Source organism: Saccharopolyspora sp. ID03-671 (assembly GCF_045278815.1).
Classification (GTDB): Bacteria; Actinomycetota; Actinomycetes; order Mycobacteriales; family Pseudonocardiaceae; genus Saccharopolyspora; species Saccharopolyspora ipomoeae.
This window is the reverse complement of record NZ_CP134054.1, coordinates 1726077-1750314: the sequence shown is the minus strand read 5'-3', so window position 1 is coordinate 1750314 and position 24238 is coordinate 1726077. Positions and strand designations below refer to the sequence as shown.

24 protein-coding genes are annotated in these 24238 nt (G+C 67.7%); 19 read left to right on the top strand and 5 right to left on the bottom strand.

Features of this window, described 5'->3' with window-relative positions; translation table 11 throughout:
* Nucleotides 1-6: 6 nt before the first annotated feature.
* The gene (locus tag REH65_RS08205; RefSeq protein WP_406691961.1) at nucleotides 7-1161 is read right to left on the bottom strand and encodes an acyl-CoA dehydrogenase family protein; all 1155 of its coding nucleotides are present in this window, start codon (nucleotides 1159-1161) and stop codon (nucleotides 7-9) included.
* Between the two features lie 384 nt (nucleotides 1162-1545).
* On the opposite strand from REH65_RS08205, the gene REH65_RS08200 reads away from it, so the two are divergent.
* The 6 genes from REH65_RS08200 (at nucleotide 1546) to REH65_RS08175 (ending at nucleotide 8652) form a co-directional block, all read left to right on the top strand.
* On the top strand, nucleotides 1546-2328 hold the full coding sequence (locus REH65_RS08200) for an electron transfer flavoprotein subunit beta/FixA family protein (RefSeq protein WP_406691960.1): 783 nt from the start codon (nucleotides 1546-1548) through the stop codon (nucleotides 2326-2328).
* A gap of 29 nt (nucleotides 2329-2357) precedes the next feature.
* On the top strand, nucleotides 2358-3317 hold the full coding sequence (locus REH65_RS08195; RefSeq protein ID WP_406691959.1) for an electron transfer flavoprotein subunit alpha/FixB family protein: 960 nt from the start codon (nucleotides 2358-2360) through the stop codon (nucleotides 3315-3317).
* A 357-nt stretch (nucleotides 3318-3674) separates the two neighbouring features.
* Entirely contained in the window at nucleotides 3675-4655 is a 981-nt protein-coding gene (locus tag REH65_RS08190; protein ID WP_406691958.1) for a zinc-binding alcohol dehydrogenase family protein, read from the top strand.
* Between the two features lie 29 nt (nucleotides 4656-4684).
* Complete coding sequence (locus REH65_RS08185; RefSeq protein ID WP_406691957.1) at nucleotides 4685-5467, top strand: enoyl-CoA hydratase/isomerase family protein; 783 nt, start codon at nucleotides 4685-4687, stop codon at nucleotides 5465-5467.
* A gap of 61 nt (nucleotides 5468-5528) precedes the next feature.
* Nucleotides 5529-6704: an acyl-CoA dehydrogenase family protein gene (locus tag REH65_RS08180; protein ID WP_406691956.1), complete on the top strand. Its 1176-nt coding sequence runs from the start codon at nucleotides 5529-5531 to the stop codon at nucleotides 6702-6704.
* Nucleotide 6705: 1 nt separating this feature from the next.
* Nucleotides 6706-8652, top strand: a complete 1947-nt coding sequence (locus tag REH65_RS08175; RefSeq protein ID WP_406691955.1) for an AMP-binding protein — start codon at nucleotides 6706-6708, stop codon at nucleotides 8650-8652.
* 47 nt (nucleotides 8653-8699) lie between these two features.
* Here the strand turns inward: REH65_RS08175 and REH65_RS08170 are convergent, their stop codons facing one another.
* Nucleotides 8700-9431 (bottom strand): FadR/GntR family transcriptional regulator, encoded by a 732-nt coding sequence (locus tag REH65_RS08170; protein ID WP_406691954.1) that lies wholly within the window; start codon nucleotides 9429-9431, stop codon nucleotides 8700-8702.
* A 158-nt stretch (nucleotides 9432-9589) separates the two neighbouring features.
* Here REH65_RS08170 and REH65_RS08165 point away from each other — a divergent pair, with 158 nt between their 5' ends.
* From REH65_RS08165 to REH65_RS08120, 10 genes are all read left to right on the top strand, one after another.
* Nucleotides 9590-10654 (top strand): acyl-CoA dehydrogenase, encoded by a 1065-nt coding sequence (locus REH65_RS08165; RefSeq protein WP_406691953.1) that lies wholly within the window; start codon nucleotides 9590-9592, stop codon nucleotides 10652-10654.
* Nucleotides 10655-10734: 80 nt separating this feature from the next.
* Complete coding sequence (locus REH65_RS08160) at nucleotides 10735-11901, top strand: acyl-CoA dehydrogenase family protein (RefSeq protein ID WP_406691952.1); 1167 nt, start codon at nucleotides 10735-10737, stop codon at nucleotides 11899-11901.
* Nucleotides 11901-12650 carry an SDR family NAD(P)-dependent oxidoreductase gene (locus REH65_RS08155; protein WP_406691951.1) on the top strand — a complete coding sequence of 250 codons (750 nt, stop codon included), beginning with the start codon at nucleotides 11901-11903 and terminating at the stop codon, nucleotides 12648-12650. Before REH65_RS08160 ends, REH65_RS08155 begins: the two co-directional genes overlap by 1 nt.
* The gene (locus REH65_RS08150) at nucleotides 12650-13849 is read left to right on the top strand and encodes a thiolase family protein (RefSeq protein WP_406691950.1); all 1200 of its coding nucleotides are present in this window, start codon (nucleotides 12650-12652) and stop codon (nucleotides 13847-13849) included. Before REH65_RS08155 ends, REH65_RS08150 begins: the two co-directional genes overlap by 1 nt.
* Before the next feature lie 127 nt (nucleotides 13850-13976).
* Complete coding sequence (locus REH65_RS08145; protein WP_406693122.1) at nucleotides 13977-15089, top strand: acetyl-CoA hydrolase/transferase family protein; 1113 nt, start codon at nucleotides 13977-13979, stop codon at nucleotides 15087-15089.
* Nucleotides 15090-15112: 23 nt separating this feature from the next.
* A complete protein-coding gene (locus REH65_RS08140; RefSeq protein WP_406691949.1) occupies nucleotides 15113-16039 on the top strand; it encodes a hydroxymethylglutaryl-CoA lyase in 927 nt (308 codons plus the stop codon).
* 41 nt (nucleotides 16040-16080) lie between these two features.
* The gene (locus tag REH65_RS08135; protein ID WP_406691948.1) at nucleotides 16081-16839 is read left to right on the top strand and encodes an SDR family NAD(P)-dependent oxidoreductase; all 759 of its coding nucleotides are present in this window, start codon (nucleotides 16081-16083) and stop codon (nucleotides 16837-16839) included.
* 65 nt (nucleotides 16840-16904) lie between these two features.
* Nucleotides 16905-18089 carry an acetyl-CoA C-acyltransferase gene (locus tag REH65_RS08130; protein ID WP_406691947.1) on the top strand — a complete coding sequence of 395 codons (1185 nt, stop codon included), beginning with the start codon at nucleotides 16905-16907 and terminating at the stop codon, nucleotides 18087-18089.
* A gap of 30 nt (nucleotides 18090-18119) precedes the next feature.
* Entirely contained in the window at nucleotides 18120-18572 is a 453-nt protein-coding gene (locus REH65_RS08125) for a MaoC family dehydratase N-terminal domain-containing protein (protein WP_406691946.1), read from the top strand.
* Nucleotides 18569-18982, top strand: a complete 414-nt coding sequence (locus tag REH65_RS08120; protein WP_406691945.1) for a MaoC/PaaZ C-terminal domain-containing protein — start codon at nucleotides 18569-18571, stop codon at nucleotides 18980-18982. The genes REH65_RS08125 and REH65_RS08120 overlap by 4 nt, the downstream gene beginning before the upstream one ends.
* Nucleotides 18983-18991: 9 nt before the next feature.
* Here the strand turns inward: REH65_RS08120 and REH65_RS08115 are convergent, their stop codons facing one another.
* Nucleotides 18992-19546 carry a TetR/AcrR family transcriptional regulator gene (locus REH65_RS08115; protein ID WP_406691944.1) on the bottom strand — a complete coding sequence of 185 codons (555 nt, stop codon included), beginning with the start codon at nucleotides 19544-19546 and terminating at the stop codon, nucleotides 18992-18994.
* A 171-nt stretch (nucleotides 19547-19717) separates the two neighbouring features.
* Between REH65_RS08115 and menB the strand changes: the two genes are divergently transcribed.
* From menB to REH65_RS08100, 3 genes are all read left to right on the top strand, one after another.
* On the top strand, nucleotides 19718-20575 hold the full coding sequence (gene menB / locus REH65_RS08110) for a 1,4-dihydroxy-2-naphthoyl-CoA synthase (RefSeq protein ID WP_406691943.1): 858 nt from the start codon (nucleotides 19718-19720) through the stop codon (nucleotides 20573-20575).
* Between the two features lie 41 nt (nucleotides 20576-20616).
* A complete protein-coding gene (locus REH65_RS08105; protein ID WP_406691942.1) occupies nucleotides 20617-21402 on the top strand; it encodes an enoyl-CoA hydratase/isomerase family protein in 786 nt (261 codons plus the stop codon).
* Nucleotides 21403-21470: 68 nt separating this feature from the next.
* A complete protein-coding gene (locus REH65_RS08100) occupies nucleotides 21471-22517 on the top strand; it encodes an LLM class flavin-dependent oxidoreductase (protein WP_406691941.1) in 1047 nt (348 codons plus the stop codon).
* Nucleotides 22518-22654: 137 nt separating this feature from the next.
* Here REH65_RS08100 and REH65_RS08095 read toward each other — a convergent pair whose 3' ends face one another.
* Nucleotides 22655-23449, bottom strand: coding sequence for an enoyl-CoA hydratase-related protein (locus tag REH65_RS08095; RefSeq protein WP_406691940.1), 795 nt, complete (start codon nucleotides 23447-23449; stop codon nucleotides 22655-22657).
* Nucleotides 23450-23714: 265 nt separating this feature from the next.
* Nucleotides 23715-24218: a thioesterase family protein gene (locus tag REH65_RS08090; protein ID WP_406691939.1), complete on the bottom strand. Its 504-nt coding sequence runs from the start codon at nucleotides 24216-24218 to the stop codon at nucleotides 23715-23717.
* Nucleotides 24219-24238: the final 20 nt, after the last annotated feature.

Genomic DNA, 24238 nt, shown 5'->3' with positions numbered 1-24238 from the left:
TCATTGCTAGTACACGACGCTGCCGCGATCGAAGACGTCCTTGGCGATGATCCGCTTCTGGATCTCCGCGGTGCCGTCGGCGACGAGGTAGGCCATCACGTCGCGGTGGCGCTGCTGGAGCGGGAATTCGGTGGAGTAGCCGAGGTTGCCGTGGATCTTCATGGCCGCCTCGATGGCGTTCTTGGCGACCACCGGCGGCCACCACTTGCTCATCGACGCCAGCGAGGTGTGCGGCTTGTTCTCCTCGCGCAGCCAGAGCGCGTGGTAGCACATCCACCGGGCCGCTTCCAAGTACGTCGTGTGCTCGGCGATCTGGAACGACACGCCCTGGTAGTCGGCGATGGGCTTGCCGAAGGCGTGGCGGTCGGTGGCGTACGTGGCGGCCTCGTCCAGGCTGACCTGAGCCGCGCCCAGGCACATCAGACCGATCGCGGCGCGGCTGAAGTCGAAGTGGCTCATCACCGCCTGGAATCCCTTCCCGGATTCTCCGACCAGGTGCGATTCCGGCACGAACACGTCGTCGAGGTGGATCGATCCCCAGCCGAGCGGAAGACAGCCCATTCCCGGCATGTGGTGCACGCTCACGCCCTCGGCATCGAGAGGGACCAGGTAGCAGCTCACGCCGGCCGCGCGCGTGCTCCCCGGATCGCGGGCGTAGATCAAGGCCGCGGAGGCATTGCAGGCCCAGGAGATCGCGGTCTTCTCGCCGGTGAGCCGCCAGCCACCATCGACCGGGCGGGCCACCGTGGTCATCGCGGCGGCGTCCGAACCGGACCCGGGCTCGGTGAGGGCGATCGCGACCGTTTCGCGGCCCTCGATCATCGCCGGCAGGTAGTGCTGCCGGACTTCCTCGGTGGCGTGCACCAGCTGGGAGCCGATCAGGCCGATCTGGATCGGCGCGGATGCCAGGTTGACGTCCCCGTAGGCCAGCGTCTCGGTGGCCAGGCCCAGCATGAGCGGGTCTTCGGCGCCCGTCCCTCCGTACTGTTCGGGCAGGCCGATTCCGAGCACGCCGAGCTCACCGAGCTGCCGCAGGATGTCGAACGGGAATGCGGTGGACGCGGCACGATCGCGGTAGCCCGGAAGCAGTTGCTTGCGGGTGAACACCGCGAGGGTTTTCTGGAACTCGCTCTGTTCGTCAGTGAACTCGAACGAAACCATCGCATGGCACCTTTCGTGAGGTTGCGTGACAGGTGGTGGTTGTCCCAGCCGATCGGCATCGCATCCGCATTTGGCCCGGTCCGGTGCTCGTCCTGACGGTTCGAGGGGGCCCGATCTGCCGTGCGTTGAGTGCGGCGAGGTCGCGTAGCCGGCTTGGAGGTCACGGTCAACGGTCCGGCGAATCGGAGTTGGCGACGGCTCGGTGATCTGTCATCAACTCGGCTCCTCTCCCGAGGCTGGGTTCTGGCCTGACAGTATTGCACTTTGGTCTGTCCTTTAATAGATTAGGCCAAAAGTAATCGTTGGTCGGCGGGGTCGTCGGCCGGCCTCCGAGCCTGAGCCGCGTTCTTCGCGAGCCGAGACCTGAAGTTGGGGCGTGGACAAGTGAACGTCGTGGTGTTGGTGAAGCAGGTGCCCGACACGTACTCCGAGCGCAAGCTCGCTGCGGCCGATCACACGCTGGACCGTGATGCGGCCGATGCCGTGCTCGACGAGATCAATGAGCGCGCGGTGGAGGAGGCCCTGCAGATCACCGAATCGCAGGGTGGCGAGGTCACCGCGGTGTGCATGGGACCGGACCGGGCCACTGAGGCGATCCGCAAGGCGTTGTCGATGGGCGTGCACAAGGCCGTGCACCTCTCGGATGATGCCCTCGCCGGTACCGATGCGCCGGCGACCGCGCGAGCTCTCGCGGCAGCGATCGGCACCGTGGAGTCGGTGGACCTGGTCATCGCGGGCAACGAGGCGACGGATGGGCGCATTGGCGCGGTGCCGGCGATGCTGGCCGAACTTCTCGGACTGCCGCAGTTGACCTACGTTCGCAAGCTCTCCACTGATGGCTCGGTGGTCACAGCGGAGCGGGAGACCGACACCGGGATCGTTCATCTGGAGGCGAACCTGCCCGCGGTCGTCTCTGTCACCGAGAAGATCAACGAGCCGCGGTACCCGTCGTTCAAGGGAATCATGGCGGCCAAGAAGAAGCCGGTGACCGTGCTCTCGGCGGCCGATGCCGGTATCGACCCGGCCGAGTTCGGATTGGCCAACGCCGATTCGCAGGTCGTGGAATCCGCGCCGAAGCCGCCCAAACAGGCCGGGCAGCGGGTTACCGACGAAGGCGAGGGCGGCATTGCCGTCGCCGAATACCTGGCCGGTCAGAAGCTCGTCTGAATCACTGGTTTTGCGAGAGGAAGTACGTGATGTCCGAGGTCCTGGTTCTCGTCGACCACGTGGACGGCGAGGTCAAGAAGGTCGCGTTCGAGTTGTTGACCGCGGCGCGCCGACTGGGCGAGCCCTCAGCGGTCGTCGTCGGTGAGCCGGGCGTGGCGGCCAAGCTCAACGATGCGCTGCGTACCTACGGCGCGGCGAAGGTGTACGCGGCCGAATCGACCGAGGTCGATCAGTACCTGGTAACGCCGTCGGTGGACGTGCTGGCTGGGCTGGTGCGATCGGCCTCGCCCGCGGCGGTGCTCCTGCCGGCCTCGGTGGACGGCAAGGAGATCGCCGGTCGGCTCGCCGTGCGCACCGGAGCGGGTCTGCTGTCGGAGGCGGTTGACCTGGACGACGAGGGTGTCGCCGCCCACTCGCTGTTCGGCGGCGGCTACGGAGCCAAAGCCAAGGTCGTTGCAGGTGCGCCGGTGGTCACCATGCTGCCGGGTGCGATCGAGGCCGAGCAAGCCGAAGGAGCCGCCGTCGAGCATGCGGTCGAGGTCTCGGCGCTCGATGCGGCGAAGTCGGCCCGTATTACCGGACGGGAGCCGGTCGAGGGCGGCGATCGACCGGAGCTGACCGAGGCCTCCGTGGTCGTCTCGGGCGGCCGCGGCGTCGGCTCGGCGGAGAGCTTCGAGGTGGTCGAGACGCTGGCGGACTCGCTCGGTGCCGCAGTGGGCGCCTCCCGCGCGGCCGTCGACTCCGGCTTCTACCCGCACCAGTTCCAGGTGGGGCAGACCGGCAAGACCGTCTCGCCGCAGCTCTACATCGCCCTGGGCATCTCCGGTGCTATCCAGCACCGGGCGGGCATGCAGACGTCGAAGACGATCGTCGCGGTGAACAAGGACGCCGAGGCGCCGATCTTCGAGATCGCTGATTTCGGCGTTGTGGGCGATCTCTTCGCGGTCGCACCGCAACTCGCCGACGAGATCGGCAAGCGCAAGAGCTGACGGGTGGGGTGAGGCGTCCCATGTTGTGCACGTGCATATGCAACAAGGCCGGGCATCACGGCATCTGCCAGGAGAAGGCGGATCTGAAATGCGTTCTCGCCTACTCGGAGATTCAGCTGTACACGCCTGGGGTCATGTGCCGCCGTTGCTACGAGGCGGTGCTGCGGGCCGTGGATGCGGCGATACGGGCCTCGAAGCACGGCCAGGTCGAAGCTGGCCGTGAGGTTGGCAGCGGCGCCGGGCCCGGGCTGTGCCAGCACGGATGACAGCGCTAATGGCGGTGAGGGCAAGGACCCTGGTGTCTGGTCCCGGCTTGCGGGCGCTACCAGCGGCAGTCGAACCGAAATGGGGTGCGTGGTGAAAGCGGTCGTCCTGCGGGAGTTCGGTGCTGCACGAAATCTGTGCTGCGAAGAGGTTCCCGAGCCGGAGGAGAAGTCCGGGTGGGTGACGGTGAAGCTGCGTGCCAGTGCGCTGAACTGGCACGACGTCCTGGTCCGGGAAGGCCGGTACGGTTCACGACTGCCACACGTGCTCGGTGCGGACGGAGCGGGAACTCGGGTCGACACCGGTGAGGACGTGCTCGTCATCCCGTCCCTGTGGTGGGGCGACGACGACAGCGCACCCGGCCCGGGTTGGGAGATCCTCGGTGACCACCACGCCGGTACCTATGCGGACCTGGTCACCGTGCCCGCTGACTGCGTCCACCCGAAACCAGCGGGTCTGAGCTGGCAGCAGGCTGCGGCACTGCCCCTCGTCGGACTGACCGCCTACCGGGCGTTGTTCACTCGCGGCCGGCTGCGCAAGGGCGAATCGGTTCTCGTCCTCGGAGCGGGCGGCGGTGTTGCCACATCAGCGGTCAGCTTGGCGGCCGCGTGCGGTGCCACGGTCGTGGTCACCTCGTCGTCGGCGGAGAAGATCGCGAAATCACGGGAACTCGGTGCTGCGGATGGCGTTCTCTACACCGAGACCGAGTGGTGGCAGGAAGCCAAACGGCTGTCTCCGCACGGGCGCGGCTTCGACGTCGTTCTCGATCCGGTGGGCAGTTGGCAGGAGTCGGTTCGTGCGCTGCGGCCCGGCGGGCGGGTCGTGGTGCTCGGCTCCTCGGTTCGCACGGACGCGATGCTCGACGTGCGCCAGTTCTACTTCGGGCAGTACGACCTGCTCGGAACCACGATGGGCAGTCCGCGAGATTTCGCCGGGCTGATGTCTCTGATGGAGAGCGGTGATGTCCGGCCTCCCGTGATCGACGAGGTCTTCCCGCTCGACCAGGCCGCCAAAGCCCATGAACACCTGGAGAAGGGCGGCGGCTTCGGCAAGGTCGTCCTGACGCACGACTGACGTTTCCGCGAGTTGGAGGAGAGTGACCGATGGCCGGCGAACTGGTCCGGTACGAGGTGGACGATCACGTCGCAGTGATCACGTTGGACGATCCCGCGACTCGCAACGCGCTCGGGGACGAGCTGCTCGACCAGCTTCTCGAGCTGCTCGACCACGCGGCGCGCAGCGACGACGTGCGGGTGGTCGTGCTCACGTCTTCGCACGAGAAGGTCTTCTCCTCCGGCGGGAATCTGAAGGCGTTCGCCGACGACCGTCCGACGATCGAGAAGTACGCGGGCCTGGACCGCTTTCCGCGGATCTACCAGAAGCTCGCGCAGCTGGGCAAACCCGTGATCTGCGCGGCCAATGGCGATGTGCTGGCGGGCGCATTCGGGCTGGCGCTGGCGTGCGATCTGGTCATCGCCAAGGACTCGGTGCGATTCGGCTGCCCGGAGATCAACGTCGGTGCGTTCCCGTTCATGATCTCGGCGCTGATCTACCGCAACGTCCCGAGGATGAAGGCCAACGAGCTGATGATGGTCGGCGATCTGATCACAGCTGAGCATGCCCGTGAACTCGGCGTGGTCAACGCGGTCGTCCCGGCGGAGAGCTTCGATGGGGTCGTCCGGGACTGGGCGCAGAAGATCGCCGGCAAGTCGCCGTTGTTGATGAAGCTGGGCAAGGACGCCGTCGAAGCCACGCGTGACCTCGCGCTCGGCGAGGCGTTGAACGTTCTTCAGGCGCAGTTGGCCTTGGCATTCACCACCGAAGACCTGCGCGAGGGCGTTCGCGCCTTCCAAGAGAAGCGCGCGCCGGTGTGGCGCATGCGCTGAGCCTTGCATTTTGGTCGGACCAAAAGTATTATCACTCCAAAATTCCTCTGAGGGTGTGACCATGGAGCTATCCGATTCGACCGAGCAGCAGCGGTTCCGCTCCGAGGTGAGGGAGTGGCTGGGCCGGGTTCTGCCGCGTCTGCCTTGGCCCGAACCGGCCGACCTCGTCGGGAAGCGACCGTTCTGGCAGCAGTGGCAGCGCATGCTCTACGACGCCGGATACGCGGGCCTGTCCTGGCCGAAGGAATACGGCGGTGTCGGAGCGAACGCGCAGTACCGAGCGATCTTCAACGAGGAGCTGGACCGGGCCGGTGCGCCGGAGCGGTTGAACACCATCGGTGAGGACTTCGCCGGGCCCACCATCATCGACTTCGGCACCGAGGAGCAGAAGAAGCGCTACCTCAAGCCGATCCTGACCGGAGAGCAGATCTGGTGCCAGCTGTTCTCCGAACCCGAATCGGGCTCCGACCTGGCCTCGCTGCGAACCAAGGCGACCAAGGTCGACGGCGGTTGGCGGATCTCCGGGCAGAAGATCTGGACCAGCCGGGCGCACCTCGCCGCCCACGCGATCCTGCTGGCCAGGACCGGGGGAGGGGATCGGCACAAGGGCATCACCTACTTCCTGCTGCCGATGGACAGTCCCGGCGTCACCGTGCGGCCACTGGCGCACATGCTGGGCGAGGCGGAGTTCAACGAAGTCTTCCTCGATGACGTGTTCGTGCCCGACGAACTGGTCGTCGGTGCCGTCGACGGTGGTTGGCGCGTTGCGATGGCAACGCTCGGATACGAGCGGGTCGCCATCGCCACAGGACGTGTCAACACGAAGAAGGCCGTCGATGCGATCATCGACGACATCCGCGGACGGACCGATGAGGACGGACGCCCGCTCGGCGCGGATCCCGTGATCCGGCAGAAGGCCGCCGATCTCTACGGACGCGCGTTGATCCACTACCTGATCGGTCAGCGAGTGGCGACCCAGGCCGCCGATGGCGGGGCGCCGGGCCCGGTCACCTCGATCGGCAAGCTCTACTTCTGCCCGCTTGTGGAGGACCTCGCCGACTTCCGGCTCTCGCTCGACGAACTCGGCGGCCAGTTCGCGCTCGAAGACGAGCGGACGGCGAGTCCGTCCTGGCTGCGGCTGGCCTACCAGTCGCGGGGCACCGCGATCGCCGGCGGTTCGACCTTCATCCAGCGCAACATCATCGCCGAGCGCATCCTCAAAATGCCCAGGAGCTGACATGTCCGACTACACCTGGTTCCCCTCGGAGGAACGAGTCGCCAACGCCAACGTCACCAGGCTGGCCCGTGCTCACGGGTTGGACTCGCTGGCCGAACTGCGCGAGCGCTCGGTGCGCGACATCGGGTGGTACTGGGACGCCGTGGTGCAGGACCTGCGACTGCCGTTCCGGACGCCGTATTCGAAAGCGGTTGACCTCTCGGCCGGTATCCAGCGTCCCGAGTGGATGGTCGGTGGTGAGCTCAACGTCGTCGACGCGTGCCTGAACCGGTGGCTCCACGACGAGCAGGTGGTGGACAGTCCCGCGGTCGTGCACGTCAGCGAGGACGATTCCGTCCGCACGCTGACCTACCGGGAGCTCGCCGATCAGGTCGAGCGGGCGGCCGCCGGGCTGCGCGAACTGGGCATCGACCGCGGCGATGCGGTGGCGCTGTTCTTGCCGATGATTCCCGAAGCCGTCATCACCTGTTACGCGGTCGCCAAGCTCGGAGCCGTTCTGGTGCCCCTGTTCTCGGGGTTCGCCCCGGCCGCGATCGCCGCCCGGTTGCAGGACGCCGATGCGAAGGCGGTGGTGGTGGCCGACGGCACGGTGCGCCGCGAGCGCACGGTGCGGATGAAGCCGCTGCTCGACGAGGCAGTGCGGTCGTGCCCGACGGTGCGCAACGTGATCGTCGTCGACAACATCTCGGCCGCCGAAGAACAGGCACTGGACCCGCCGGTTCCGGAGACGGCTTGGTCGGACCTGCTCCGCTCGGAGGGGCAGGTGCCGACGGCCGTGGTGAAGTCGGCCGACACGTTGCTGCTGGCCTACACCTCGGGCACCACCGGCAAGCCGAAGGGTGCGGTGCACACCCACGCCGGTTTCCTGCTGAAGGTGGCCAGCGAGGTCGCGTACTCCTTCGACGTCAAGCGCGGTGGGGTGTTCTGCTGGGTGACCGACATGGGCTGGATCATGGGCCCGTTGTCGATCATGGGCACGCACGCCAACGGCGCCGCGCTCCTGCTCTACGAGGGCTCGCCCGACGTGCCGGACCTGAACCGGCTGTGGCGGCTGGCCGCGCGTCATCGCATCACCATGCTCGGGGTTTCGCCGACGCTGATCAGGACTTTGCGTTCCAGCGGAACACCGGTTCCGTCCGATCTGGACCTGTCCTCGGTGCAGGTGCTCGGGTCGACGGGGGAGTCCTGGGATCCGGATTCCTACCAGTGGTTGGCCGAGGAGGTCTTCGGCGGCAGGGTTCCGATCATCAACTTCTCGGGCGGGACCGAGGTCGGTGGATCGTTCCTGGCGCCGTACCCGGTCGAACCGATTCGCAGCTGCTCGCTCGGCGGACCTTCACTGGGCATGGACGTCGACGTCGTCGACGACCGCGGCGAACCGCTGCGCGGTGAGGTCGGGGAGCTGGTGTGCCGACAGCCCTGGCCGTCGATGACGCGCGGTGTGTGGAAGGACGATGCGCGATACATCGAGGCCTACTGGTCGACGTTCCCGGGCCTGTGGCGCCACGGTGACTTCGCCCTGATCGACGAGGACGACCACTGGTTCATCCTCGGCCGGTCCGATGACGTGATGAACGTGGCCGGAAAGCGGTTGGCGCCCGCGGAAGTCGAGTCGGTGATGAGCACGCATCCCGCGGTCGGCGAAGTCGCCGCGGTCGGCGTCCCGGACGCCACCAAGGGCGAAGCGGTGTGGGCGTTCTGGGTGCCCCGCCGCGGTGCCGAGGACGAGGACGTCTCCGACAAGCTGCGCGAAATGGTGGCCGGGGAGCTCGGCAAGCCCTTCGCGCCCTCGTTGGTGCGCCGTGTGTCACAGCTGCCCAAGACGCGGTCGGCGAAGATCCTGCGCCGGGCGATCCGCGCGGCGGCGCTGGGAAAAGACCCCGGAGATCTCTCAGGTGCGGAGAACCCTGGCGCACTGGCCGAGATCACCGAGGCTGCGAAGCACTGATGAACGCGTGCGGACGCGGCCGGCCGCTTCGGGCCGGCCGCGGTTCCTCACTCGTCGTCAACCTCGATCTTCTCCCGCTCTTCCACTTCCAGGACCGCCTGGGCGTAGGAGTGCACGTGCCGGTTCATCCGGCGAACCGCGGCGTCCGGGTCGCCTTCGCGGATCGCGTTGGTGATGGACTTGTGCGCCTTCGCGGTCACGCTGCGGACCTCGGCGTCGACGAACGCCTCGTTCTCGGTCGCGGTGTAGATCGCCTTGGACAGCGCGGACATGAACGCGATCAGCAGTTCGTTGTGGCTGGCGGCGGCCACGCCGACGTGCCAGTCGACGTTGGCCTGCAGGAAGTTCGTCAGGTTGTCGTCATCGGTGGCGATGGCCTTGTTCGCCGCGTCGAGCACCGCGAGGTCCTCGTCAGTGCGGTTCTGCGCCGCGAGACGGGCGCAGAACGGTTCGATGGCCTCGCGGGTTTCCAGCAGGTCGGCGAGACGAAGCTGGCGTCCCCGGATCAGCAGACTGATCGACGTCGCAACCGAATCCTGGCTGGGGCGCTGCACGAAGGTTCCTCCGGCCCGGCCGGCCTTGATGCGCACCAGGCCCTGGACCTCGAGGATGCGCAGGGCTTCGCGGACCGTGGTGCGACTCATCTGCGTCTGGGAGACCAGGTCGCGCTCCGGAGGAAGGGGAGTGTCCTCGGCGAACTCGCCGCTCAGGATGCGCTCGCGCAACTCGCCGGCGAGCACGTCGGACGCCTTCGGGACGGCCATGGGAGTCAACCGCACGGAGGAACGGTCCTTCTTCGGCGAGTCAACCACGTGCATCTCCCAATTTATGGTCTGAAAGTTGGACCCATTCTAACATCAAACGATATGCATGGTGGCGCATCTCCGGCGTGGCCCGGTGCGGACCAGCATAGAAAGGAGTCGGCATGCGTTGGGAATTGACCGACGAACAGGAGCTCTTCCGCACCTCACTGCGCGAGTGGTTGTCCGCTACCGCGCCGACGGAAGCCATCCGCAAGTGGTTGGACGGCGGCGATCGCTCGACGTTCACCGCGCGCCTGGTGTCCGAGGGCTGGTTCGGGGTGGGTTCTCCGGAAGAGCTGGGCGGGCAAGGCGGTGGGCTCCTCGAGCTCGCACTTGCCGCGGAGGAGCTGGCCCGGGCGGCAGCTCCGTCGGGGTCCTGGCTGGCGTCCGTGCTGACCATACCGGCTTTGGTGGAAGCGCCGGAGATCGCTTCAGCCGTGCTGGAGGACGGGCAGTTCGCGGCTTTCGTCGCCGAAGCGGGTCGCCCGCTGGACCGGCCACGCGGTCTTGAATTCGACGGCTCGGAGTTGCACGGCGCGGTGCCATCGGTGCTGGGCGCGGGCGGTGCCCGCTGGCTGCTGGCGCCGGCCCGGACGAAGGACGGTCTGGCGTTGTTCGTGGTCGAGTCGAGCGCGGAAGGCGTCGTGCTGAACGATCGAAGCCTGCTCGACCGCACGAGGGACGCGGCGGACGTGCGCTTCGAAGGAGTGGCTGCGCGGCGCCTGGAGGTCGATGCGTCCGCGGTGCTCGCTGATGCAGCTCTGCGCGCAGCCGTGCTCGTGGCTGCGGACAGCCTCGGTGCCGCCGGGCGGGTGCTCGACCTGGCTGTGGACTACAGCCTGCAGCGCAAGCAGTTCGGTGTCCCGATCGGTTCGTTCCAGGCGGTCAAGCACGCGGCCGCCACGATGCTGGTCTCGGTGGAGTCTTCCCGGTCCATCGCGTACTTCGCGGCGGCGTCAGTGGACCTGGGCGGCGACGAATCGGCGCTGCACGCCGCGACCGCCAAAGCGCAGGTCACGGCGGCCGGGCGGCAGGTGGTCGATACAGCGCTGACCATGCACGGGGCGATCGGTTACACCTGGGAGCACGACCTGCAGCTGTTCTACAAGCGGGCCAAGCTCGACGCCGAGCTGTTCGGGTCGCCGCGCACGTGGAACGAGCGGCTTGCCGATGTCCTCCCCTTGCTGCCCGCCGGCTGACGGCCATGGTTCCGTTTTGGTCTGTCCTTTAGTATAGTAGGGCCAAAGAGGCTTCACCTGGGCCTGGTTGGAGATTTGCTGTGGACTTTGAGTTGACCGAGGACCAGGCGACGATCCGGAAGGCCGTCGCCGAGCTGGCCGGGAAGTTCAGTGATCAGTACTGGCTGGAGAAGGATGCAGCGCACGAATTCCCGACGGAGTTCTACGACGCCTTCGCGCAGGGTGGCTGGCTGGGCATCACCACTCCTGAGGAGTACGGCGGCCACGGTTTCGGGATCACCGAAGCGGCCTTGTTGCTGGAGGAGGTATCGGCGTCCGGTGCCGGGATGAACGGCGCGAGCTCCATGCATCTGTCGATCTTCGGGATGCACCCGGTGATCGTGCACGGGTCCGAGGAGCTCAAGCGCCGCAACCTGCCTCGGATCGTCAACGGTGACCTGCACGTGTGCTTTGGCGTCACCGAGCCGGAGGCGGGCCTGGACACGACCAGGATCACCACCTTCGCCAAGCGCGATGGCGATCATTACGTGGTCAACGGGCGCAAGGTGTGGATCTCGAAGGCCAAGGAATCCGAGAAGGTCCTGCTGCTGACCAGGACCACCAAGCTCGAAGACGTCAAGAAGAAGACTGACGGGCTGACGCTGTTCCTCACCGACCTCGATCGCGACAAGGTCGACATCCGCCCGATCGACAAGATGGGCCGCAACGCGGTCAGCTCGAACGAGCTGTTCATCGACGGCCTCCGGATTCCCGTCGAAGATCGCGTCGGCGAGGAGGGTCAGGGCTTCAAGTACATCTTGGACGGTCTGAACCCGGAGCGGATGCTCGTCGCTTCGGAAGCCCTCGGGCTCGGGCGCGCCGCACTGCGGCGCGCGGTGCAGTACGGCAACGAACGAGAGGTCTTCGGGCGGCCGATCGGAATGAACCAGGGACTCCAGTTCCCGCTCGCGGACTCGCTCGCGCGCCTGGACGCCGCGGAGCTCGCTCTGCGCAAGGCGACGTGGTTGTACGACAACGGCAAGCCCTGCGGCCGGGAGGCGAACACGGCGAAGTACCTGTGCGCCGACGCCGGATTCCAAGCCGCCGACCGGGCGCTGCAGACGCACGGCGGGATGGGCTACTCGGAGGAGTACCACGTTTCGCGCTACTTCCGCGAAGCGCGCCTGCTGCGGATCGCTCCGCTGAGTCAGGAAATGGTTCTGAACTACCTCGGTTCGCACGTCCTCGGTCTTCCCAGGAGTTACTGATGTTCGAACTCAACGGCCGCTCCGCACTGGTGACCGGTGCGGGCAGCGGCATCGGGGCCGCGGTGGCGGTGGCGTTCGCTCAGGCGGGCGCGCGGGTTTTCGTCTCCGACATCGACGAGCGGGCGGCGAAGAACATCGCCGAAGGCATCCGCAACGACGGTGGTGTCGCGGAATACGGCGTGCTCGACGTCCGGGACTCGGCAGCGGCCGGTGAAATCGCGCAACGGGCGGCGGCACTGGCCGACGGCAGCTTGCACATCCTGGTCAACAACGCCGGAGCCATCGCGCCTGCGATGTTCCCCGATATGGAGGAAGAGGCGTTCCGGCGCATCGTCGACATCCACCTGATCGGCAGCTACACCTGCAGCAAGGCGGTCTTGCCATACCTGCCGGAAGACGGTCGCGGGCGCATCATCAACGTGACCTCGGCCGCCGGCTTGCAGGGGACGATCGGGCAGGCCAACTACGGCGCGGCCAAGGCGGGCATCATCGGCCTGACCAAGTCCCTGGCCCGCGAGCTGGCCCGCAGGCAGGTCACCGTCAACGCCTTGGCCCCACTGGCGGCCACGCCGATGACCGAGAACATCCGCAGCAACGAGAAGCTCGCGGCCAAGACGCTCGCGCGCATTCCGCTCGGACGGTGGGCCGAACCCACCGAAATCGCGGGGTCCTTCGTGTTCATGGCCTCCGACGCGGCGGGGTACATCACGGGCCAGGTGCTGCCCGTCGACGGTGGGACGGTGATCTGATGGACCGCGCGAAGGCGGGACCGATGCGACGCGCCGGACGGGAAGTCCTCATCGCCGAGGCCGCCCGAACTCCGATGGGCAAGGGCCACCCGGAGAAGGGCTGGTACCGCGATACGCACCCGAACGAGATGCTCGCGGCCTGCTACGACGAGCTGTTGGCCCGCGCCGACCTGCCGGCGAGGGTGATCGAGGATCTGGTGATCGGCTGCACCGCCCCCTTCGGCGAGCAGTCCCGCAACATCGGGCGCAACGCGTGGCTGCAGGCGGGACATCCGCCGGAGGTCCCGGCAGTGACCCTCGACCGCCGGTGCGGGTCAGCGCAGACCGCCGTCGAGATGGGTGCGGGTCTCGTCGGATCGGGCACCCACGAGGTGGTGATCGCCGGCGGCGTCGAGCACATGGGGCACGTCCCGATCAACTCGCCCATCGAGATCTCCAAGCTCTACGGCGAGCCTTGGCCGGCCGAGCTGCGCGACCAGTACTCCTTCGTGCACCAGGGCGAGAGCGCTGAGCTCATCGCGGAGCGCTGGGGCATCGAACGCGCCGAGATGGACGAGTTCGCGGTGCGTTCGCACCGGTTGGCGGCGCAGGCGGTTGCCGAGGGCCGCTTCGACGCCGAGATGATCCCCCTGGAGCTGGCGGGGGAGACGCGGCGCAGCGACCAGGGGATTCGCCCGGACACCGACCTGGCGGGCCTGACGGGGCTGAAAACCCCGTTCCGCCAGGAGAACGGCCGGATCACGGCTGGGACGTCGTCGCCTATCTCCGACGGTGCTGCGGCGGTGCTGCTGGCATCCCGGGCGGCGACGGAGGAGTACGGCCTCAACGCCCGCGCGCGGGTGGTCGACCAGACCACGGTGGGTGTGGACCCGATCATCATGTTGACCGGCCCGATTCCGGCGACGCACAAGATGCTGGAGCGAAACGGCCTGAGCATCGATGACATCGATCTGATCGAGATCAATGAAGCTTTCGCTTCGGTGGTGCTGGCGTGGGAGCGGGAGTTCAAGCCCGACCTCGACCGGGTCAACGTCAACGGTGGAGCGATCGCGTTGGGACACCCGGTGGGCGCCACCGGAGCGCGGCTGATGGCCACGCTGCTCGCGGAGATGGAACGTCGGGACGTCGAACTCGGCCTGGTCACGATGTGCTGCGGAGGTGGTCTGGGGACCGCGACGCTGATCGAGCGGATCAGCTGATGGTCGACCTCACCGCCCACGTGCGCCCAGGTGATGGCCTTTGGTGGTCGCAGACCAGCGCTGAACCGACTCCGCTGGTGCACGCCTTGCTGGACAGCGTCGCGGAGATCGGCCCGGTGCGCGCGTTCTGCGGGCTGACCTGGGACGAGCGGCTGACCACCGAGCTGCCCGAGCAGATCGCCCTGTCGTCCTACGGGGGTCTCGGGGAACTGCGCAAGCTCGCGAAGCGGGGAGGGTCGACGTGGTGCCGTGCCACTACTCGGCGCTACCTCGGATGTTCGCCGAAGGGCGGCTTCCCCACGACGTCGGTCTCGTTCAGGTGAGCCCGCCGGACTCCGAAGGGCGCTGTTCGCTCGGCGTCGGCGTGGACTACGTCGCCGACGCGATCGCGCACACGCCGGTCCTGATCGGTGAGATCAATGAGCGCATGCCGCGGACCTACGGAGCCCCACGGATTCCGCTGGATCGGTTCGCGGCGGTGGTCGAGACCGATCGCCCTCTCCCCGAGGCACCGGACCGAGGGGCCGACGACGTTGAACGCGCCATCGCGCGCAACGTCGCGAGCCTGGTCGACGATCGCGACACCATCCAGCTCGGGGTCGGCTCGTTGCCCTCCGCGGTGCTGGACTGCCTCACCGAGCACAACGACCTCGGCGTGCACTCCGGGATGGTTTCCGACGGAATCGCCCGGCTCGTGGAGAAGGGCGTGATCACCGGGGCGTACAAGGAGATCGACACCGGTTCGGTGGTCACCGGCGCCGCGCTGGGCAGCAACGAGCTCTACACCGGTCTGCCCGGCCTCCCCATCGAGTTCCGCCCGGCCAGTTACACGCACTCGCCCGCGGTCCTGTCGAAGCTGTCCGGCCTGGTGTCGATTAACTCGGCGATTGAAGTGGACCTCACCGGCCAGGTGGGGTCCGAGATTCGCAAGGGGACCTACATCGGTGCGATCGGAGGCCAGGTCGATTTCTCCCGGGCGGCTTCGTTGACCGGGGCGCGCTCGATCATCACGCTGCGCGCCGCGTCCCGTACTTCGTCCAACATCCGGCCGGTGCTCGAGGGGCCGGTGACCACGGGTCGGACTGACGTCGACTACGTGGTCACCGAACACGGGATCGCTGAACTGCGCGGATGCGACCTGACCGAGCGGGCCGGGCGACTGATCGCGATCGCCGCGCCCGAGCACCGCGCGGAGCTGGAGAAGTCCCTCGGGGACGGCAAGACCGGGACGAACCGATGACTGACGAGAAAGGAGCTGCCGCCATGAGCCAGCGCCCATCCCGCGTGCAGATCCGGGAGGTCGGACCACGCGACGGCTTCCAGAACGAACCCGAGAACATTCCCACGGACGACAAGGTTCGGCTGATCAACGAACTGGGTCGCACCGGGCTCAAGCGCATCGAGGTGGCCAGCTTCGTGCGCCCGGACGTCATCCCGCAGCTCGCCGACGGCGCCGAGGTGCTGCGCCGCGTGGAGGTGCCCGATGACGTGCGCTTGATGACGCTGATCCCGAACAACCGGGGACTGGACAACGCGCTGAAGGTGCGCGACACCTTCCACGAGGCGGCGATCTTCGTCAGCGCCTCGGAAACGCACAACAAGAAGAACGTCAACCGCACCGTCGAGGAATCGATGCGGGAGAACGCCGTCGTGGCACGGCGGATTCGCGAAGAGGGACTCGACTGCGCCGCGGTGATCGCCACGTCCTTCGGCTGCCCCTACGAGGGCGAGGTGAAGCTCGATCGCGTGTTGGAGCTCGCCGAGCGCTTCGCCGAAGCGGGCGCTACTGAGCTCGGTTTCGGGGACACGACCGGAATGGCCAACCCCGCCTACGCTTCCGAGTTCTTCTCGGCGGCGGTGGAGCGGCTGCGCGGGGTGGAGATCACCGCGCACTTCCACAACACTCGAGGGCAAGGCTTGGCGAACGCCTTCGCGGCGCTGGAAGCCGGGTGCGCCAGCTTCGAGTCCAGCTTCGGCGAGCTCGGCGGCTGCCCGGTCCCGCCCGGCTCGACCGGCAACATCGCGACCGAGGACCTGGTGAGCATGTTCCACGAAATGGGTGTGGAGACGGGTCTTTCGCTTCCCGGCGTCATCGACGCGGCGCGGTCGGCGCAGTCGGTGCTCGGCCGCAAGCTCACCAGCCACTCGATCGTCGCTGGCCCCGTGGAGTGGGCCACTACCCGCAGCTGAGCAGTTCCGCTTTTGACACGACGAGGACATCGGAGAAGCACATGAACAATCGAGTCGCCTTCGTGACCGGTGGCGCCCAGGGCATCGGACGCGGGATTTCCGAGACGCTGGGCGCACACGGATTCCAGACCGCCGTCGCCGACATCAACCTGGAGCGAGCGCGCGAGACCGCGACGGCCATCAACGAGGGTGGCGGCAAGGCCCTCGCGGTTGAGGTCGACGTCACCGACACGACGTCGGTGCAGACCGCTGTGAAGACCGTGTCCGACGAGCTGGGGCCGATCGACGTCGTGGTGAACAACGCCGGTTGGGACGACTTCATGAAGTTCGTCGACACCGACGAGCAGTTCTGGAACCGCATCTTGAACCTCAACTTCAACGGCCAGCTGCGGGTGATCCAGAGCGTGCTGCCGGGCATGATCGAACGCGGCTGGGGCCGTGTGATCAACATCGGTTCCGACGCGGGCCGGGTCGGCTCGTCGCTGGAGGCGGTCTACTCCGGTGCCAAGGGCGGGATCATCGCCTTCACCAAGACGCTGGCGCGCGAGGTCGCGACCAAGGGGATCACGGCCAACACCGTGTGCCCCGGGCCGACGGACACGCCCGCCCTGCGCAAGTTCGCCGACAACTCCGGCCAGGATGCGGACAAGGTCCTGTCCGGCATGACCAAGGCCGTTCCCATGAAGAGGCTCGCCACACCGGAGGACATCGCCGCAGCTGTGGCCTTCTTCGCCTCGGACGCGACCGGCTACATCACGGGTCAGACGCTGTCGGTCAGCGGTGGCCTCACGATGGCCTGATCAACCCCGGTCCCGGGTGTCATCGCGGCGATCGAGGCCGCATCGAACACGACGAAGGAGTTTCCATGCAGGACGCGGTGCTGGTCGCCGGAGCCCGGACACCGATCGGCCGGTTCCTGGGAGGGTTGGCCGGCTTCACGGCTGCCGAGCTCGGTGCGGTCGCCATCCGCGAAGCCCTCGCGCGTGCGGGCTTGAGCGGCGCGGATGTGGACGCGGTCCTGATGGGCAACGTCGTGCAGGCCGGGGCCGGGCCGAACCCGGCCCGGATCGCGGCTGTGGACGCGGGTGTGCCGATGTCGGCCCCCGCGACCACCGTGAACAAGCTCTGCCTGTCGGGGCTCGCGACCGCCGCGCAGGCGGCGCAGCTCGTCGCCCTGGGCCAGCACGACGTCGTCGTGGCCGGCGGGATGGAGTCGATGTCCAACGCCCCGCACCTGTTGCGGCGGGTGCGCAAGGGCCTGAAGTTCGGTGCCGGAGACGTGCTCGACGCGCTCGAAGTCGACGCCCTGACCTGTGCGTTCGACGAAGTGCCGATGGGCGCGGCCACGGACCGCTACCAGGCCGAGTTCGAGCTGACTCGTGCCGAGCAGGACGAGTTCGCCGCCGAGTCGCACGCCCGGGCGGCGCGTGCGACCGAGGACGGCCTGCTGGCCGACGAGATCGTGCCGGTCGAGCGTGAGGGCTCGTCGCCGGTGGAGCAGGACGAAGGAATCCGCGCGAGCACCACGGTGGAACGGCTGGCCACGCTGAAGCCGGCGTTCTCCAGCAGCGGCACGATCACCGCGGGATCCTCCTCCCAGCTCTCCGACGGGGCGTGCGCTCTCGTCGTGATGAGCAAGCGCCGTGCCGAGGAACTGGGCGTCGGCTGGCTGGCCGAGATCGGTGCCTACGGGACCGTCGCCGGCCCGGACCCGTCGTTGCTGCGGCAGCCTGCCGAGGCGATCCGGGACGCGGTTCGCCGCGACGGCGAGCTGGAGGTCGACGGGCTCGACCTGGTGGAGATCAACGAGGCCTTCGCCGGCGTCGCGATCGTCTCCACCCGTGAGCTGAAGGTGGCTCCGGAACGGGTCAACGTCAACGGCGGCGCGATCGCGCTGGGCCACCCGGTCGGGATGAGCGGTGCGCGGCTGCTGCTCTCGCAAGCCCACGAGCTGCGCAGGCGCGGCGGCGGCACCGGAGCGGCCGCGCTGTGCGGTGGTGGTGGCCAGGGCGATGCACTGCTGCTGCGAGTGCCCGGCGCGGCGAACTGAGAAACGGGCGAACCGAGGAAGAGGGACGCGGTGGGCGGATCGCTGGTCGGGCTGGTCGTGGACGAGGTCGAGTTCGAGGTGGAGCGCGGCAAGGTCGCCGAGTTCGCGAAGGCCACGTTCGCGCGGGATCCGGTGCACACAGGATCCGAGGCGGCGCGGGATGCGGGTTTCGGCAGCGTCCTGGCGACCCCGACCCACGTCGTGGTCGCCGGGCACCAGCGCCACCAGCGCGCGCTGGTGGATCGGCTGGGCGTGGCGCTGGAACGGATCGTTGTCGGCTCGGTGAAGTGGCGTTACGCCCGGCCGTTGCGGGTCGGCGACGCGGTGCGCGGTGTGCGCCGCGTGGTCGGTGACGAACGACGCGAGGGCAAACGTGGCGGTTCGATGCGTCTGATCACGCTCGAGACCCACTACGTCGACGCTGATGGCGCGACGGTCGTGACGCAGCGGGAAACGCTGATCGAGAAGGGGGTTCAGCGATGAGACACCCAGTGACGGCCGCGGTGGGCGATCGCATTCCGGCCCGCGAGATCGGCCCGCTGACGCAGACCGACATCGTGCGCTTCGCCGGTGCGGGTGGGGATTTCAACCCGCTGCACCACGACCCGGAGTTCGCCCGCAAGGCCGGCTTCGCCATCCCCATCGCGATGGGGCAGATGCAGGCCGGAATCCTCGGTGCCTGGTTGACCGACTGGTGCGGCGTCGAGCACCTGCGGGAGTACGAAGTGCGGTTCCAGGCTGCCGTGCAGCCAGGTGACGTGCTCGAACTCAGCGGGGAGGTCGTGGCCATCACCGAGAACGGGGGCCACTCGGAAGCGCAGCTGACGCTCACGGCGTCCCGCGGCTCCGACCCGGTCGTGACGGCCAAGGCCGCGGTTGCCGTGCGGTCCTGACGCCCCGGTTCAGCTCAGATCCATCGCCGCGAGGCCCTTGCTGGCGAGATCGACGACCAGGTCGGCCAGCGAGGGCGTCGCCACCGTCTGAGGTGGCCAGTAGGCGATCGAGAAGATCATTCCCAGGCAAGACTGAGTGAGAGCGGCGACCTGCTGCTCTCCGACACCGGGAACGCAACGGCTCACAACGGCTTCCCACCGCGCCACGTACTGCTTGCGGCGATGCGTGAAGTGCCGCTTCCACGGCTCGGCGAGCGAGCGGTCCTCGCGCTGGTAGACGTTGACCAGCTGCCGCTTGCGCACCGCGTAGTCGACGTGATGCCGGATGAGCCTGTCGAGGTCCTTGAACGGGTCGTCGTGGACCATCGCGGTGGCGCTGACCAGCTCGTCCATCGCCTCGTTGAACAGCGCGGCGAGGATTTCGTCCTTGCTGGAGAAGTGCCGGTACAGCGTCGGGCCGCTCAGCCCCGCCCGCTTGCCGAGTTCATCGACCCCGACGCCGTGAAAGCCCTTCTCGTAGAAGGCCACGGCCGCCGCGTCCAAGATCTTGCGGTCCCTGTCCACCTGGAGAAGCTAGCACATCGCTGTGAACGATCGTTCCGCGAATCGTGGACTGTTTGGTCTGTCCGTTGTTACAGTAAGTCCAAAGAGCTGCTCCGTCCGGCGTCGTGGCGTGGGGTGGAGTGCGATCGCAATGGTGCGGTCCCGGCACGACGGTGAAACGGAGCGCGGGCGTTGACCAAGGGTGAAGGGCTGCGGAGGAGCGTCCGCTGGGAGCCGGTTCGCGAGTACGAGGACATCGCTTACGAGCACGACGGCGAAGGCATCGCGAAGATCACGATCTGCCGCCCGGAGGTGCGCAACGCGTTCCGCCCCGAGACGCTCGTCGAGATCTCCGACGCGCTGGTGCACGCCCGAGAGGACCCCTCGGTCGGCGTGATCGTGCTGACCGGTCAGGGCGAGCAGGCGTTCTGCTCCGGGGGTGACCAGCGGGTTCGCGGCGATACCGGCTACCTGAGCGATTCCGGCGCGAAAGCCGCGGTCGGACGCTTCCACGTGACCGATCTGCAGGTGCAGATCCGCAGGCTCCCCAAACCCGTGGTGGCCATGGTCGCCGGGTACGCCATCGGGGGCGGCCAGGTGCTGCACCTGATCTGCGACCTGTCCATCGCCGCCGACAACGCGCGGTTCGGCCAGACCGGCCCGAAAGTCGGTTCGTTCGACGGGGGATTCGGCGCTGGCCTGCTGGCGCAGCTCGTCGGCTTCAAGAAGGCCAAGGAGATCTGGTTCCTCTGCCGCCAGTACGACGCCGAGCAAGCGCTGGCGATGGGTCTGGTCAACACCGTGGTACCGGTCGCTGATCTCGAGGAGGAGACCGTGGCGTGGTGCCGCGAGATGCTCGAGCTCTCGCCGTTCGCGCTCCGCTTGCTCAAGGCCAGCTTCCACGCTGCCGAGGACGGGATGGCCGGCATCCAGCAGCTCGCCCACGACACGAATCTGCTCTTCTACGCCACCGACGAGGCCCGGGAGGGGCGCGAGGCGTACCGGGAGAAGCGTTCTCCCGACTTCGCGCGCTTCCCACGACGCCCGTGACGCAGGTGGCTGTTCCCAACCGAATTGGAGAGGTCTGCGCGATGTCGGAAACCGTTGTGAACGCTGTGGTCGCGGAGCGTGTCGGGAAGAACGTGCTGCGGGTGACCTTGCAGCGTCCGCCCGCCAACGCCCTCGGCACGCCCATCATCGATGGACTGAACAAGGCCATGGACGAAGCCGAGGCCGACGACGCGATCAAGGTCGTCGTCGTGGGTTCGAGCGTCGCGGGCTTCTTCGCGGCGGGCGCGGACATCAAGCACATGTCCAAGGCCGACGGTGCTGCCTTCACGGCGTACGGGGACTCCCTGCGCGGGGTCCTGGACCGCCTGGCCGCCGCGAACAAGATCACCATCGCCGCCGTCGAGGGAGTCGCCCTGGGCGGCGGACTCGAACTGGCGATGGCCTGCTCGCTGCGCGTGGGCGGCGCCGAGGCGAAGTTCGGGCTCCCCGAGGTCAAGCTCGGGCTGATCCCGGGCGCGGGCGGCACTCAGCGGTTGCCCAGGCTTGTCGGCCGCGGACGCGCACTGGACATCATGCTCACCGGTCGCCAGGTCGAGGCGGACGAGGCGCAGGTCATGGGTCTGCTCGACCGGCGGGTGGAAGCGGGGCGCGCGGAGGAGACCGCCCTGCAGCTGGCCGCAGAGCTCTGCGGGGCGTCCCTGCCCGCCCAGCAGGCCGTGATCCGCACGGTCGGTGCGGCGTTCGACATGCCGCTGGACGAGGGGCTCGCCTACGAGGTGGCGCAAGTGCAGGGTCTCTTCGAGGACGGAGAGGCGAAGGAGGGCATCAGCGCCTTCTTGGAGAAGCGTCGGCCGAACTTCGCCTGAGCGCTGCATCCCGGAACGATCGTTCTCGCGCTGTGGCCGGGCGGCCGTCGCGGGTCAGGAGGTTTCCCATGTACGGATTGACGATTTTCAACGGCGGCTACGGTCCCGAGCGATTTCGGCGCGCGACGGAGATCGCCGTCGCCGCCGAGCAGGCGGGTTTCGAGGCCGTGTGGAACGGCGAGCTCTACAGCCGGTCGGCGACCGTGCCGATGGCGGCGATCGCGATGGCCACCGATCGCGTCGCGATCGGGTCGAACATCGCCTACGGCGTGGGTCGTACCCCGCTGATGTGGGCGGCGGAGGCCCGTGACCTGGAGGAACTGTCCGGTGGACGGATCATCCTCGGCCTGGGCAACGGCACACCGAAGATGATGGAGAACTGGCACGGCGTGGACGGTTCGGCTCCCGCGGTGCGCATGGAAGAGCTGATCGAGGTGTTGCGCAAGCTCTGGCGGTTGCACGAGGGGCCGGTGCACCACGACGGCAGGTTCTACAAGGTGCACGTCGTTCCGACCGCCGACGTTTCACCGCCGTATCGTGAACGCCTGCCGATCTGGACTGCCGGGGTCAACCCGCGGATGGTCCGCGCTGCGGGCAAGGTGGCCGATGGCCTGGTGGGGCACCCGATGTTCAGCGCGAAGTACATCGACGAACTGGTCCGGCCCGAACTGGCGGCCGGCGTCGCGGCGGCTGAGCGCTCCATCGGGGATGTGAAGCTGATGGGCATGGTGATGTGCTCGGTCGACGAGGACGAGGAGCTCGCCAGGCGCCGCTTGGCCTTCGCGATCGGCCAGTACGCCGCCTCCCGCGTCTACGACCGGCTCTTCGCGATGCACGGCTGGGCCGAGGCGCAGGAGAAGATCCGCGACGCCGCCCGGCAGGGCGACGACGAGGCGCTGATCGCAGCTGTCCCAGACGGCGCGATCGATCAGCTGGGCGTCGCCTGCACGCCGAACGAGGTCCCGGAGCGGGTCGCCAAGCACGCTGTCGGTTACGACCACCTGAACATCACCGTGCCTCCCTGGGGCCTGACGCCCGATCAGGCCGAAGACGCGACCCGGGCGGTGATCACCAGCATGAAGGGTGCCCTGGCCAGCTCGAACGCAGGTAGGTGATCGTTCGCCCGTGCGGAGAGCTCAGGTGCTCTCCGCACGGGCGGAGTTGCCTGCGCAGTCCCTTGGACACACGGAAACGCGGCTGGGAACCCAGATGGAAATTCGGGTTCCCAGCCGCGTTTCGTCGCCTCAGAGCCTCAGGCGCTGCGGTACTTGCCGAAGTCGGGGGAGCGCTTCTCGTTGAACGCGGTGATGCCTTCCTTGGCCTCGTCGGACTCGCCGAACAGGCGAAGGCTGGTGTAGGCCATCTGACCGAGGCCGACGAAGTGCTCGGTGTCGGCGTTCATCGACTGCTTGAGCACCTTCAGCGCGGTCGGGGAGAGCTTCAGGATCTCGTCGGCCCAGGAGCGGACCTCGTCCTTCAGCTCGGCGGCGGGCACGATCTTGTTGACCAGGCCCCACGCTTCCGCCTGCTCGGCGCTGTACTGCCGGCACAGGAACCAGACCTCGCGGGCGCGCTTCTCACCGATCGCCCTGGCCAGGAATCCGGTTCCGAGTCCGGCGTCGAACGAGCCGACGCGCGGGCCGTTCTGGCCGAAGCGCGCGGTGTCGGCGGCGATGGTCAGGTCGCACAGCAGGTGCAGCACGTGACCGCCGCCGATGGCGAAGCCGTTGACGCCGGCGATGACGGGCTTCGGGACGTCGCGGATGACCCGGTGCAGCGCCTCGACCTCGAACAGGCCGCTGTCGGACGGGCCGTAATCACCGGTTTCCATGCGCTGCTTCTGGTCGCCGCCGGTGCAGAAGGCCTTCTCGCCGGCTCCGGTGAGGCAGATGACTCCGACCTCGTTGTCGGCCCAGGCGTGCTTGAACGCCTTGACCAGTTCATCGACCGTCTTCGCGCGGAAGGAGTTGTAGCGGTCGGGCCGGTTGATGGTGATCCATGCGAGGCCGTTGTCGACCTCGTAGGACACGTCGGTGAACGCGTTCATGAGCCTTCGACGTCCCTTCTGCTCTGGAGGGCTCTCCGGATAGGTGGGTTTGGAGGCCAGGTCGGCCGGGACGAATCCGGCCGACCGGCGTTGCTCAGGAAGCTACTCCTGTGAACGATCGTTTTCAACGCCTTGGAGTGCGTGCGGCCACACGAGGGGTCAACGCGCGAAGTGCATGCGCTGAGGAGAAGCGAAATATGCCGACAACGGCTGCCTCGCAGAAGCTCTTCCTCGCGTCCACGGGGAACGAGTGTTCACGCTGGGCTCAGTTGCGCAAGCGCATTGCTCCGCATACCGGTGCTGGCCAGTTCACGTCGGCGTACGCCGCGAATTCCCGGTTCAGGTCTGTGGCGATGTCCGTGGGGATGGGAGTCGCGCGTCGCGTGTCCAGGTCGACGTGCACCAGGATCGTTTCGAGCGTGCAGGCGAGCCTGTCGTTGGTGCGGTCGAGCAGCAGCGCGACGAGGTGCAGTGCCTTGTCGGTGCGCTCGACCGGCCGGACGTGCACCGAGAACTTCTCCCCTTCGCGGAGCTCGCGGTAGTAGTTCAGGTGGTGTTCCGCGGCGAACACGCCCATCCGGCGCTGCTGCCGGTACTCGACGTCGATGCCGGCGTTGCTGCAGATCGTGTCTGCGCCCCAGGCCAGGTGATCCAGGTAGTGCAGGATGTTCATGTGCCCGTTGAGGTCGATGAACTCCGGGGTGACGGTGCCCTCGTTCACCGTGGGGAGGCTCGCCACCTGGTCGAATTCGGGCGTCGTGTCGGTCATGCGGTCCTCCGGGGCTGCGC